Source organism: Pseudomonas sp. GW821-FHT10B02, from assembly GCF_059415665.1.
On sequence record NZ_JBWKNR010000014.1, the window covers coordinates 100,550 to 112,647 of the forward strand.

At 63.1% G+C, this 12,098-nt stretch carries 9 protein-coding genes; 5 read left to right on the forward strand and 4 right to left on the reverse strand.

What is annotated here, in order from left to right:
* Positions 1-49 precede the first annotated feature (49 nt).
* Positions 50-679, forward strand: a complete 630-nt coding sequence (locus AC07OF_RS20775) for a LysE family translocator (protein ID WP_157193090.1) — start codon at positions 50-52, stop codon at positions 677-679.
* Positions 680-733: 54 nt separating this feature from the next.
* On the opposite strand, the gene preA is transcribed toward AC07OF_RS20775, so the two are convergent.
* The 3 genes from preA to hydA all read right to left on the reverse strand — a co-directional run bounded on the left by preA (position 734) and on the right by hydA (position 4,952).
* Positions 734-2,011, reverse strand: coding sequence for an NAD-dependent dihydropyrimidine dehydrogenase subunit PreA (preA, locus tag AC07OF_RS20780; protein WP_157194763.1), 1,278 nt, complete (start codon positions 2,009-2,011; stop codon positions 734-736).
* The gene (locus tag AC07OF_RS20785; protein WP_495073391.1) at positions 2,008-3,375 is read right to left on the reverse strand and encodes an NAD(P)-dependent oxidoreductase; all 1,368 of its coding nucleotides are present in this window, start codon (positions 3,373-3,375) and stop codon (positions 2,008-2,010) included. The genes preA and AC07OF_RS20785 overlap by 4 nt, the downstream gene beginning before the upstream one ends.
* A gap of 131 nt (positions 3,376-3,506) precedes the next feature.
* Positions 3,507-4,952 (reverse strand): dihydropyrimidinase, encoded by a 1,446-nt coding sequence (gene hydA / locus AC07OF_RS20790; protein WP_157193088.1) that lies wholly within the window; start codon positions 4,950-4,952, stop codon positions 3,507-3,509.
* A 325-nt stretch (positions 4,953-5,277) separates the two neighbouring features.
* Here hydA and AC07OF_RS20795 point away from each other — a divergent pair, with 325 nt between their 5' ends.
* Together AC07OF_RS20795 and AC07OF_RS20800 are read left to right on the forward strand one after the other, a co-directional pair.
* Positions 5,278-6,765, forward strand: a complete 1,488-nt coding sequence (locus AC07OF_RS20795) for an NCS1 family nucleobase:cation symporter-1 (protein ID WP_157193087.1) — start codon at positions 5,278-5,280, stop codon at positions 6,763-6,765.
* A 45-nt stretch (positions 6,766-6,810) separates the two neighbouring features.
* A complete protein-coding gene (locus AC07OF_RS20800) occupies positions 6,811-8,094 on the forward strand; it encodes a Zn-dependent hydrolase (protein ID WP_157193086.1) in 1,284 nt (427 codons plus the stop codon).
* A gap of 100 nt (positions 8,095-8,194) precedes the next feature.
* Here AC07OF_RS20800 and AC07OF_RS20805 read toward each other — a convergent pair whose 3' ends face one another.
* Positions 8,195-9,064, reverse strand: a complete 870-nt coding sequence (locus AC07OF_RS20805) for a LysR family transcriptional regulator (RefSeq protein ID WP_157193085.1) — start codon at positions 9,062-9,064, stop codon at positions 8,195-8,197.
* Positions 9,065-9,343: 279 nt separating this feature from the next.
* Between AC07OF_RS20805 and AC07OF_RS20810 the strand changes: the two genes are divergently transcribed.
* Positions 9,344-10,660, forward strand: a complete 1,317-nt coding sequence (locus tag AC07OF_RS20810; RefSeq protein ID WP_157193084.1) for an MFS transporter — start codon at positions 9,344-9,346, stop codon at positions 10,658-10,660.
* 20 nt (positions 10,661-10,680) lie between these two features.
* On the forward strand, positions 10,681-12,072 hold the full coding sequence (locus AC07OF_RS20815; RefSeq protein ID WP_157193083.1) for an FAD-dependent oxidoreductase: 1,392 nt from the start codon (positions 10,681-10,683) through the stop codon (positions 12,070-12,072).
* The last annotated feature ends 26 nt before the right edge of the window (positions 12,073-12,098 follow it).

Here is a 12,098-nt window from a genome sequence, read left to right on the forward strand (position 1 = left end):
GAGCGCATCGAACAGGCATGCTGGCGCCTTTCTGTCTGCGGAAACCGCCATGGACGCTTCCACACTTTTGCTCTACATCATCGCCGCCGGTGCGGTGATGATCACCCCGGGCCCGGCCATGCTTCTGGCGCTCAATAACGGCGCTACTCACGGCATGCGCGTGGCCGGCTTCGGCATGGCCGGGGCGATGCTCTCCGACCTGCTGCTGATCGCTGCCGTTGGCTGTGGCCTGGGTGCCTTGTTGCAGGCCTCCGAACAGCTGTTCAGCCTGGTCAAATGGGTCGGTGCGGTGTACCTGCTGTACCTGGCCTGGGTGCTCTGGCACGCGCCGAGCAATGCCCTGGAGCGGGTGCCGATGAATACCGGCGCCAGTGGCCGTTCAGCCTTTCTACGCGCGCTGTTCGTTGGCTTGTCCAATCCCAAGGGGCTGCTGTTCTTCTCGGCATTTCTGCCACAGTTCATTCGCCCCGACCAGCCAGTGGCCGAACAGTACCTGGTGCTGGCGATCACCAGCGCTGCCCTCGACGGGGTGATGATGGCGGTCTATGCCTACGGTGGCCGGCATGCCATGCGGCGATTTTCGGCGCGCACCATGCAATGGATCAACCGCAGCTGCGCCGGGATGCTGGCGGCGCTGGCGGTGGGCTTGAGCCTGTATCGACGCAGCGATATGCACTGAGGACAAACAACGAGGGAGGATCACTGATCCTCCCTCGTTGTTTGTGGCCGCGCCTCAGGAGGCTTCGCGGTAGGGGTTGCGCGGATCATGCTGCCAGTCGAGGAACGGCTTGCCGGTGTCCTGCGGCACCATCTCGATGCAGTCCTGCACCGGGCAGGTGATCTGGCACAGGTTGCAGCCCACGCACTCGGCGTCGATCACTTCGTAGCGGTGGCTGCCATCGGCCTGTTTGAGGTTGGCGATGGCCTGGTGCGAGGTGTCTTCGCAGGCGATATGGCAGCGTCCGCAGCCGATGCAGGCGTCCTGATCGATTTTGGCGATGACCTGGTAGTTGATGTCCAGGTACTTCCAGTCGGTGGTGTGGCCCACGGCGCGACCGCTGAAGTCCTGCAGGCTGCGGTAGCCCTGACTGTCCATCCAGCGCGAGAGGCCGTCTTTCATGTCTTCGACGATGCGAAAGCCATGCAGCATCGCTGCTGTGCATACCTGCACGGCGCCGCAGCCCAGGGCAATGAACTCGGCGGCGTCGCGCCAGCTGCCGATGCCGCCGATGCCGCTGATCGGCAGGCCGCGGGTGGCCGGGTCGCGGGCGATCTCGGCGACCATGTTCAGGGCAATCGGTTTGACCGCCGAGCCGCAGTAGCCGCCGTGGGTGCTCATGTCGCCGACAATCGGCAGGGCGACCATGCGCTCGAGGTCGACGCTGGTGATCGAGTTGATGGTGTTGATCAGCGACACCGCATCGGCGCCGCCACGATGGGCAGCACGCGCGGACTGGCGGATGTCGGTGATGTTGGGGGTGAGCTTGACGATCACCGGCAGCGAGCAATGGGTCTTGCACCAGCGGGTCACCTGTTCGACATACTCCGGCACCTGGCCGACCGCCGCGCCCATGCCGCGTTCGGGCATGCCGTGAGGGCAGCCGAAGTTCAGTTCGATACCGTCGGCACCGGTGGCCTCCACCAGCGGCAGGATGGCCTTCCACGACTCTTCGACGCAGGGCACCATCAACGACACGATCAGCGCGCGGTCGGGCCAGTCCTTTTTCACCTGGGTGATTTCGCGCAGGTTGATTTCCAGCGAGCGGTCGGTGATCAGCTCGATGTTGTTGATGCCCATGACCTCGCGGTTGACCCCGTAGTGGGCCGAGTAGCGCGACGACACGTTGACCGCGGCCGGGTCTTCGCCAAGGGTTTTCCAGACCACGCCACCCCAGCCGGCCTGGAACGCACGGACCACGTTGTAGGCCTTGTCGGTAGGCGGCGCCGAGGCCAGCCAGAACGGGTTGGGCGCTTTGATGCCCGCGAATTCGATCGACAGGTCAGCCATTATGCAGCCTCCACATTGAGCATCAGTTGCGCATGCATGGCCTCGGCGGCCAGCTTGCCGTGCTGCACGGCCTGGACGGTGAGGTCCTGGCCGAGGTGGGTACAGTCGCCGCCGGCGTACACGCCGGGCAGGCTGGTGCGCATGTGTTCATCGACGCGAATGCGCTCGCCGTCGCGGGCCAGTGTCTGCGCGCTGCTGTCACTCAGCGCCTGACCGTCGAAGGCCTGGCCGATGGCTTTGAAAATGGCGTCGGCGGCGAGTTCGAAGGTTTCTCCGGTGGACTGCAAGCGACCGTCGAGCATTTGCGTGCGGGCAAAGCGCATGCCGCGTACCCGGCCTTGCTCGTCGAGCAGCACTTGTTCAGGTTGCGCCCAGGTCAACAAACGCACCTGGTTTTCCTTGGCAATGTGCTGTTCATGCTCGGTAGCGCCCATGTCCTCGAAGCCACGGCGGTACACCAGATTGACATCGCGAGCACCGAGACGGGCCATCTGCACGGCCATGTCGATGGCGGTATTGCCGGCACCGAGGACGATGCAGCGGTCGGCCACGGGCAGGGTGGTCAGATCGCTGGCTTGACGCAGTTCGCGTATATAGTCGGTGGCGGCGAGCATGCCGGGGGCGCTTTCGTCGGCCAGGCCCAGTTGGCGACTGGCGTTCAGGCCAAGGCCAAGGAACACCGCATCGAACTGTTGTTGCAGCTCGGCCAGGCTGAGGTTTTCGCCGAGCACCTGGCCTTGGCGGATTTCGATCCCGCCGATCTGCAGGACGAAGTCCACCTCGCGCTGGGCGAAGTCATCGACCACTTTGTACTTGGCGATTCCATACTCGTTCAGGCCGCCGGCCTTGGGCCGGGCTTCGAAGATCACCACCTCGTGGCCGTGCCAGGCCAGGCGATGGGCACAGGACAAACCGGCAGGCCCGGCGCCGACCACGGCAATGCGCTTGCCGGTGCTGGCGGCGCGCTGGAAGGGGTGCTCTTTGAACTCGGCATGGTCCAGGGCATAACGTTGCAGCAAGCCGATCAGTACCGGGGCGCACTCCTGGTGATGGTTGCGCACGCACGCTTGCTGGCAGAGGATTTCGGTCGGGCAGACCCGCGCGCAGCTGCCGCCGAGGATGTTGGCCGAGAGGATTTTTTCCGCCGCACCCTGGACGTTCTCCTGGTGGATGTTGCGGATGAACGAGGGAATGTCGATGTCGCTGGGGCATGCGTTGACGCACGGGGCGTCGTAGCAGTACAGGCAGCGCGAGGCTTCCACGGCGGCCTGACGTGCGTTCAGCGGTGGCGCCAGGTCGCTGAAGTGCTCGGCGAGGGCGGCATTGTCGGTGGACGGTCGGGGGAGGTGGTTGAGGGACTCGATCACGGTGGTTTCCTCTTTTTTTCTTTTTTTGGGAAGGCTGTGCCTTCCATCGCCGGCAAGGCCGGCTCCGACAAAGGCCTGTGCACAGAGGGGCCCTGTGGGAGCCGGCCTTGCCGGCGATGCTCTTCAAGAACTCAGCGCTTTACCGCTACCGGACGCTGATGCTCGGCACGCTTGCTCAACAGATCGAACACCGCCGGATATGCCGGCCGTTCGATATAGCGCCCGGCACCTCGCTCGGCACGCAAGTCACCATTGGCCCAGACCAGCTTGCCCTGGCTGATGGTGTGGCTGGGAATGCCGCGCACGGTCTTGCCTTCGAAGATGTTGAAGTCGACCTGGTGATGATGCGTCGCCGCAGAAATGGTCCGCGTGCCTTTCGGGTCCCAGAGCACCAGGTCGGCATCGGCCCCGACGCGCAGAGCACCTTTGCGCGGGAACAGGTTGAAGATTTTCGCGGTGTTGGTGGACGTCAGCGCAACGAAGTCCTGCATCGACAACTTGCCGCTGTTCACCCCTTCGTCCCAGAGCACCGCCATGCGGTCTTCGATACCGGCGGTGCCGTTGGGAATACGGCTGAAGTCATCGCGGCCCGCGGCTTTCTGCTCGGCGCAGAAGCAGCAGTGGTCGGTGGCGGTGGTGTGCAGGTTGCCCGACTGCAGGCCACCCCACAGGGCTTCCTGGTGGCCGTCCTTGCGCGGCCGGAAGGGTGGGCTCATGACGTAGCCGGCGGCGGTTTGCCAGTCGGGATGGTGGTAGACGCTATCGTCCAGCAGCAAGTGCCCGGCCAGCACTTCGCCGTAGACCGGCTGGCCTTTGGCGCGGGCGTAGGCGATTTCGTCCAGTGCTTCGCGGGTCGACACATGCACCAGGTACACCGGTGTACCGAGGGTTTCGGCAATGCGGATGGCGCGGCTGGCCGCTTCACCCTCAACCTGGGAGGGGCGCGACAATGGATGTGCTTCCGGCCCGGTGATGCCCTGGGCGAGCAGCTTGCGCTGCAGGTGATAGACCAGCTCGCCGTTCTCGGCATGCACGGTGGGCACCGCACCCAGCTCCAGGCAGCGTTCGAAGCTGGCGACCAGGGTGTCGTCGGCGGCCATGATCGCATTCTTGTAGGCCATGAAGTGCTTGAAGCTGTTGACGCCGTGCTGGCTTACCAGCTCGCCCATTTCCTCACGGACCCGCTCGCTCCACCAGGTGATGGCGACGTGAAAGCCATAGTCGGAGGCGGATTTTTCAGCCCAGCCGCGCCACTGATGAAAGGCTTCGAGCAAGGATTGCTGGGGGTTGGGAATGACGAAGTCGATGATCGAGGTGGTGCCGCCGGCAAGGCCTGCAGCGGTGCCGCTATAGAAGTCCTCGCTGGCCACGGTACCCATGAAGGGCAGCTGCATATGGGTGTGCGGGTCGATGCCGCCGGGCATCAGGTACTGGCCGCTACCATCGAGGATCTCGCAGCCGTTGGGGAGGTCGAGGTCGGTGCCGATGGCCTTGATCACACCGTCGGCACAGAGCACGTCGGCACGATAACTTTCCTCATGGGTAATCAGGGTGGCACCACGAATCATAAGCGTCATCAGAGGCTCCTCGCAGGCTTGACCGGTTGATACCGGTTCTAGGTTTTGTTCTTTTTGCAGCGTAGGTCAAAACCTGTCATCGCTGTCAGGAAATGAATCTAGTAGGGCTTCAGGAAATCGGCAAATAATAAATTTATAAGCTGATAGCTGATGTAACTGTATGAAATTAAACATATTCATAGCTGTTCTGGTGTTCTGACAAAACGACCAGTGGTCTTGTCGTTCTTGACAGGTTGTGGAAATGGTCAAGATTTCTCATGGGCACCCGTGATTGCCCTCATGCCCGTGCAAGTACCTCCAAAAACACAAGAACAGTGGAGTGGCCATGCAGCAGACCCGATCGCAAGTGCGTGAACGTGATGGCTTGTATGAACTCGACGCCGGTAGCGACGTCCTCGACAGCCCCCGGTACAACCACGACATCGCTCCAACCAAGGTACAGGAGCGCACCTGGAACAAATGGCACATCACCGCGCTGTGGGTCGGCATGTCGATCTGTGTACCAACCTATACCCTGGGCGGGGTGCTGACCGCTTACTTCGGCCTGACGGTGGGCGAAGCATTGCTGGCAATCCTGCTGGCCAACACCGTGGTGCTGATTCCGCTGACACTCAATGCCTTTCCCGGGACCAAGTACGGCATTCCCTTTCCGGTGCTGTTGCGTTCTTCGTTCGGCATCATCGGCTCCAACGTGCCGTGCCTGATTCGTGCCTTGGTTGCATGTGGCTGGTTCGGCATCCAGACCATGTTCGGCGGCCTGGCCATTCACCTGTTCCTCGGGTCGTTGTCGGCGGACTGGAAGGCCTTGGGCGGCACCGGCGAGGTGATCGGCTTCATGCTGTTCTGGTGCCTGAACCTGTGGGTGGTGCTGCGTGGCGCCGAGTCGATCAAATGGCTGGAAACCCTCTCGGCGCCGTTGCTGGTACTGGTCGGTGCCGGGCTGCTGGTGTGGGCGTTGCCCAACGTTTCGATCAGTGAGCTGATGGCTCAGCCACCCAAACGTCCGGAAGGGGCCAGCGTCTATGGCTACTTCTTTGCCGGGCTGACTGCCATGGTGGGCTTCTGGGCCACCTTGTCGCTGAATATCCCGGACTTCAGCCGCTACGCGAAAAGCCAGAAAGACCAGATCCTCGGGCAGATCTTCGGCCTGCCGCTGACCATGTTCCTGTTCGCGGCATTGGGTGTGGTACTGACTGCGGCTTCGGCGTCGCTGGTGGGGCAGACTGTGTCCGATCCGGTCAGCCTGATCGGGCATATCCAGAGCCCGGTGTGGGTGGCCCTGGCCATGGCCCTGATCATCATCGCCACTTTGTCGACCAACACTGCGGCGAACATCGTTTCGCCCACCAACGACTTCCAGAACCTGGCGCCCAAGTGGATCGGGCGCACCAAGGCGGTGCTGCTCACCGGCCTGGTCGGCTTGTTGCTGATGGCGCATGAGCTGCTGAAAAAGCTTGGGCTGATCGTCAGCGACGTGAGCCTGGAGAGTGTCTATTCCAACTGGCTGCTGGGTTACTCCAGCCTGCTCGGGCCGATTGCCGGGATCATGGTGGTCGACTACTTCCTGCTGCGCAAACAGACCCTGGACCTGGCCGGCCTGTACCGCGATGACGTCTACCCGGCCTGGAATGCCGCCGGCTTCATTGCCTTCGGGGTGCCGGTGGCGCTGACCCTGCTGTCGCTGCAGAGCCAGGTTTTCAGCTGGTTCTACGACTTTGGCTGGTTCACCGGCTCCGCCCTGGGCGGGCTGATCTACTACGCGCTCGGCCAGCTCAAGACTGCCCGTGCGGCCAACTTCAAACCCACCGTGTAGCGCCTATGGCCCGCAGAGGCCAGGCAGCAGATGCAGGAGAACAGCATGCAAACAGCACAGGACGTTCTGCAATCGACCCATCGGCATATCAACGGCGAACGCCTATGGCAGTCGCTGATGGATCTGGCCCGGCTCGGCGCCACGGTCAAAGGCGGGGTGTGCCGCCTGGCGCTGACCGACCTTGATCGTCAGGCCCGAGACCTGTTCGTCAAATGGACCGAGGAGGCGGGTTGTACGGTGACCATCGACGGCGTCGGTAACATTTTCGCCCGGCGTCCGGGCCGCAACCCGCTATTGCCGCCGGTGATGACCGGCAGCCATATCGACACCCAGCCCACCGGCGGCAAGTTCGATGGCTGCTTTGGGGTGCTGGCCGGGCTGGAAGTCATGCGCACCCTCAATGATCTGAAGATCGAAACCGAGGCGCCGCTGGAGGTGGTGGTCTGGACCAACGAGGAAGGCTCGCGCTTTGCCCCGTGCATGATGGGCTCGGGGGTGTTCGCAGAGAAATTTACCCTGGAAGAAACCCTGGCCAAGACCGACGCCGAGGGCATCAGCGTCGGCCAGGCGCTCAACGCCATCGGCTATGCCGGGCCGCGGCCGGTCAGTGGTCACCCGGTGGGGGCGTATTTCGAAGCGCATATCGAGCAGGGACCGATCCTGGAGGATCAGCACAAGACCATCGGCGTGGTCCTTGGCGCCCTTGGTCAGAAGTGGTTTGACCTGACCTTGCGCGGTGTCGAGGCGCACGCCGGGCCGACGCCGATGCACCTGCGAAAAGACGCCCTGGTTGGCGCCAGTGCGGTGGTCGCGGCGGTCAATCGTGTGGCCCTGGAACATCAACCGCATGCCTGTGGCACTGTCGGCTGTCTGCAGGCGTATCCGGGCTCGCGCAATGTCATACCAGGCGAGGTGCGTATGACTCTGGACTTCCGCCATCTGCAGCCGGAACGGCTGGACTCGATGATCGCCCAGGTGCGTGATGTGATCAGCAGCACCTGCCAGCAGCATGGGCTGAGCCATACCCTGACCCCGACTGCGGACTTCCCGCCGCTGTACTTCGAACAGGGCTGTGTCGAGGCGGTGCGCAGCGCTGCTCAGGGCCTGGGGTTGTCACACATGGACATCGTCAGTGGCGCCGGGCATGACGCGATCTTCCTCGCCGAACTCGGGCCTGCGGGGATGATTTTCGTGCCTTGTGAAGGCGGGATCAGCCACAACGAAATCGAGAATGCCGCACCGGAGGACCTGGCAGATGGCTGCGCGGTGTTGTTGCGCGCGATGCTGGCGGCGGCGCAGGCGGTGGCGCGGGGGAGGGAAGCGGCCTAAGGCTTGAGGGCCTCATCGCTGGCAACGCCAGCTCCCACAAGGTGGATGTATGCCAATCAACTGTGGGAGCTGGCTTGCCAGCGATGGCTGCACCGCGAACTCACAGACTATCCCGCACCATCTGCAAAAACGTCGCCACCAGACGCCGTGAACTCTGCTCGCGCAAGCACACCAGGGTCTCGGTCAGGCGCCGCTGACAATCGACAATCGGCAACGCACACACCCGCGCATCGGCGCCGAACTCGGCCGCCGACACCACGCCGACGCCGATCCCCACCACCACCGCCTCGCGCGCCGCTTCCCGGCCTTCGACCTGAATCGCCGGACGAATGCGCAGGCCCGCGCGTTGCATTTCTTCTTCCAGGGTCTGGCGGGTCACCGAGCCCGGTTCACGCAGCACAATTGGCGTGTCATCCAGATCGGCCAGGCTGATCGAGCCGCGGCTGGCCCAGGGGTGGTTATGCGAGACAAAGGCCACCATCGGATCGCTGCGCATCGGCACGCACAGCAGACGCTCGTCATCGACATCACGGCCGAGCAGGGCCAGGTCGGCCTGATAATTGAATAGCCGTAGCAGCGACTCATCAGTGTTACCGGTCTCGATCTTGACGCTGATACCGGGGTACTGCTGACAGAACCGGGCGATTTGCGGCAGGACGTGCACCGGCGCATCCACCGCCAGCACCAGGGTGCCGGTCTGCAAGGCGCGTGAGTCCTGGAGCAACTCATGGGCTTCGGCCTCTACGGCAAACAGGCGTTGGGTAATGCCCAGCAAGCGTTCACCCAGATCGGTCAATTGCACCGAACGCTTGTTGCGGTGAAACAGCAATACGCCGAAGCGTTCCTCCAGTTTGCGCACCTGATCGGAGATGGCCGGCTGGGTCAGGAACAACCGTTCGGCGGCACGGGTGAAGCTGCCATGCAGGGCAACGGCGTGAAAAGCTTTCAACTGAGCATGGGAAACCGACATCGCAGCACCTGTTACAAGCTGAGCTTATTTGTGAAATACGATAAATCGATTTTATTTATCAGTCAGTAATTGTTTCTATCTCCTCCAGCCCGCCACGTCACCTGCAGTGACCGGTGGGTCATGGAGCTGGCTGACAAGGCATAACAACACCCCTTGCTCCAGGTTCCATCTGACCAGGTGACGGTCCTGACCGGCCGTCACGCAGTGCGCAACACAAGAACAAAACAGGCGTTTTTTCAAATTCTGCCGGCACACTCAAGCTCCGAGGTCAGGGTCACCATGAATAAACACATTGCAGATATCAAGCGTTGGCGCGTGCAGATTTTTGCCATTACCTGGATTGCCTACGCTGCGTTTTACTTCACCCGCAAAGCTTTCTCCGTTGCCAAACTGGGCATCGGCGAAGACCCAAGCTTCACCCTCGATAAAATGGCCATGGCCAACCTCGACGCCATCTACCTGGCGGCCTATGCGGTAGGGCAGTTCACCTGGGGCATGCTCGCCGACCGCTTCGGGCCACGGGTGGTGGTGCTCGGCGGCCTGGTGATCTCGGCGGCGGCAGCCCTGGTGATGGGCAGTTACGCGACCTTCCCGATCTTCGCCACCTGCATGCTGGTCCAGGGCCTGGCGCAGTCCACCGGCTGGGCGGGGTTGTGCAAGAACATCGGCAGTTTCTTTCCGTCATCGCAACGCGGGCGGGTACTGGGGCTGTGGAGTTCCTGCTACGCCTTTGGCGGCCTGGTCGCTTCGCCGTTTGCCGGCTGGTGGGCCTACACCCTGATCGGCAGCTGGCATGCGGCATTCTTCTCCAGTGCCGCAGTAGTGGCGCTGGTGGCCGTGCTGTTCTTCTTCCTGCAGCGCAACAAGCCCGAAGATGTCGGCCTGCCGGCGGTGGAACCGGAGCCTGAAAGCATGGTACCTGGCACCACGATCTGCAGCATCTGGGCGCCGCTGCGCGAGATTCTGCGCAATCGCACCGTGCTGACCCTGGGCCTGGCGTACTTCCTGCTCAAGCCAGCCCGTTACGCCATTCTGCTGTGGGGCCCGGTGATCGTCTTTGAACAGATGCCTTCGGTGGGCAAAGTCGGTGCGGCGATCATCCCCACGGCTTTCGAACTGGCCGGCCTGCTGGGGCCGATCATGATCGGCCTGGCGTCGGACAAACTCTTCGGCGCCCGGCGCATGCCGGCCTGCGTGATCAGCCTGATTGTGCTCACGGTGGTGCTGGCGCTGTTTATGGGCGCGATGCAGAGCGGCAGTGTGGCACTGGTGGTGGCCTTGCTGTTTGTCATGGGCCTGACCCTGTACGGACCGGACTCGATGATCAGCGGCGCGGCAGCCATCGATTTCGGTACGGCCAAGGCCGGTGCCACGGCGGCCGGTTTCGTCAACGGCTGTGGTTCGGTGGGGGCGATTCTCGGTGGGCTGCTGCCGGGTTACTTCGACGGTGTCACGGTGTTCATCGTCTTTGCCGGCTGCGCGCTGTTCTCGGCGCTGGTACTGGTGCCGCACTGGAACAGCCGACCGGCAACGGCCGAGCATACCCCGGCCGTGGCCCCGAACACCGCCATGGCAATCAAACCGCTGCGTACCTGAAACCTTCAAGGAAGCCGATCATGAGACCCTTCTGGCTACAACAGGCGCTGGATCAGGAACACGCCAGCGCATGTCCGGCGCTGGCCGCTGACACCCACTGCGATGTGTGCATTGTCGGCGGTGGCTACACCGGCCTGTGGACCGCGCTGATGCTCAAGGAACACAACCCGGCGCTGGACGTCGTGCTGATCGAAGCCGACATCTGTGGTGCCGGGGCCAGTGGGCGCAATGGCGGTTGTGCCTTGTCGTGGTCGGCCAAGTATTTCACCCTCGAACGCCTGTTCGGGATGCAGGAGGCGGTGCGCCTGGTCAAGGCCTCGGAACAGAGCATCCATGCCATCGGTGACTTTTGCCGGGCCCATGGCATCGATGCCGACTACCGTCTGGACGGCACCCTGTACACCGCCACCAACCGCGCCCAGATGGGCGCCACCGATGGGGTGATTGCCGCCCTGGAGCGCCAGGGCATCAACTCGTTCCAGCGTTTGCCGGTGGAGCAGGTACAACGCCTGGCGGGCTCGGCCAAGCACCTGGAAGGCTGGTTCTCGCCGGCCGCCGCCACGGTACAACCGGGCAAGCTGGTGCGTGGCCTGCGCCGGGTTGCCCTGCAAAAAGGTGTGCGCATCCACGAAGGCACGGCCATGACCGGTTTGCAGGAAGGGCCCCAGGCCGGGGTGGAAACCGCCGGTGGCACGGTCCGCGCCGGCCGTGTGGTGCTGGCCCTCAATGCCTGGATGGCGCGGGCATTCCCGCAGTTCGAACGCAGCGTGGCGATTGTCTCCAGCGACATGATCATCACCGAACCGCAGCCGCAGCTGCTGCGTCAGATCGGCTTGACCAGCGGCGTCAGCGTCCTGGACTCGCGGATATTCGTGCATTACTACCACAACACCAGCGATGGCCGGCTGATGCTCGGCAAGGGTGGCAATACCTTTGCCTACGGCGGCCGGATGCTGCCGGTGTTCGACCAGCCGTCGCCTTACGAGGCGCTGTTGCGGCGTAGCCTCGGGGACTTTTTCCCGACCTTGGCCCATGTACCGGTGGCGGCGACCTGGAATGGGCCTTCGGACCGTTCGGTTACCGGCTTGCCGTTCTTCGGCCGTCTGGGCAGCCAGGGCAATGTGTTTTATGGCTTCGGTTATTCGGGCAGCGGTGTCGGCCCGTGTCATATGGGCGGGCAGATCCTTTCGTCGCTGTCGCTGGGGCTGGATAACCCATGGACCCGCTCGCCGCTGGTCAACGGTCCGCTGGGCTATTTCCCGCCTGAACCGATCCGTTACCTGGGCTCGCTGATGGTGCGCAATGCCATTCGTCGCAAGGAGCAGGCCGAAGACCACGGGCATCGCCCGCGCCGCCTGGACGTACGCCTGGCGCGCTTTGCCGCGGCGGCGGGCAAAGCCGACAAGGCCTGAGTAGTTTTTTTGTCGATTGCCACCAC

Excerpts from the sequence above, each read along its gene's own strand:
- AC07OF_RS20775 (WP_157193090.1), top strand. The coding sequence starts at position 50 with ATGGACGCTTCCACACTTTTGCTCTACATCATCGCCGCCGGTGCGGTG.
- hydA (WP_157193088.1), bottom strand. The coding sequence starts at position 4,952 with ATGACGCTTATGATTCGTGGTGCCACCCTGATTACCCATGAGGAAAGT.
- AC07OF_RS20795 (WP_157193087.1), top strand. The coding sequence starts at position 5,278 with ATGCAGCAGACCCGATCGCAAGTGCGTGAACGTGATGGCTTGTATGAA.
- AC07OF_RS20800 (WP_157193086.1), top strand. The coding sequence starts at position 6,811 with ATGCAAACAGCACAGGACGTTCTGCAATCGACCCATCGGCATATCAAC.
- AC07OF_RS20805 (WP_157193085.1), bottom strand. The coding sequence starts at position 9,064 with ATGTCGGTTTCCCATGCTCAGTTGAAAGCTTTTCACGCCGTTGCCCTG.
- AC07OF_RS20810 (WP_157193084.1), top strand. The coding sequence starts at position 9,344 with ATGAATAAACACATTGCAGATATCAAGCGTTGGCGCGTGCAGATTTTT.
- AC07OF_RS20815 (WP_157193083.1), top strand. The coding sequence starts at position 10,681 with ATGAGACCCTTCTGGCTACAACAGGCGCTGGATCAGGAACACGCCAGC.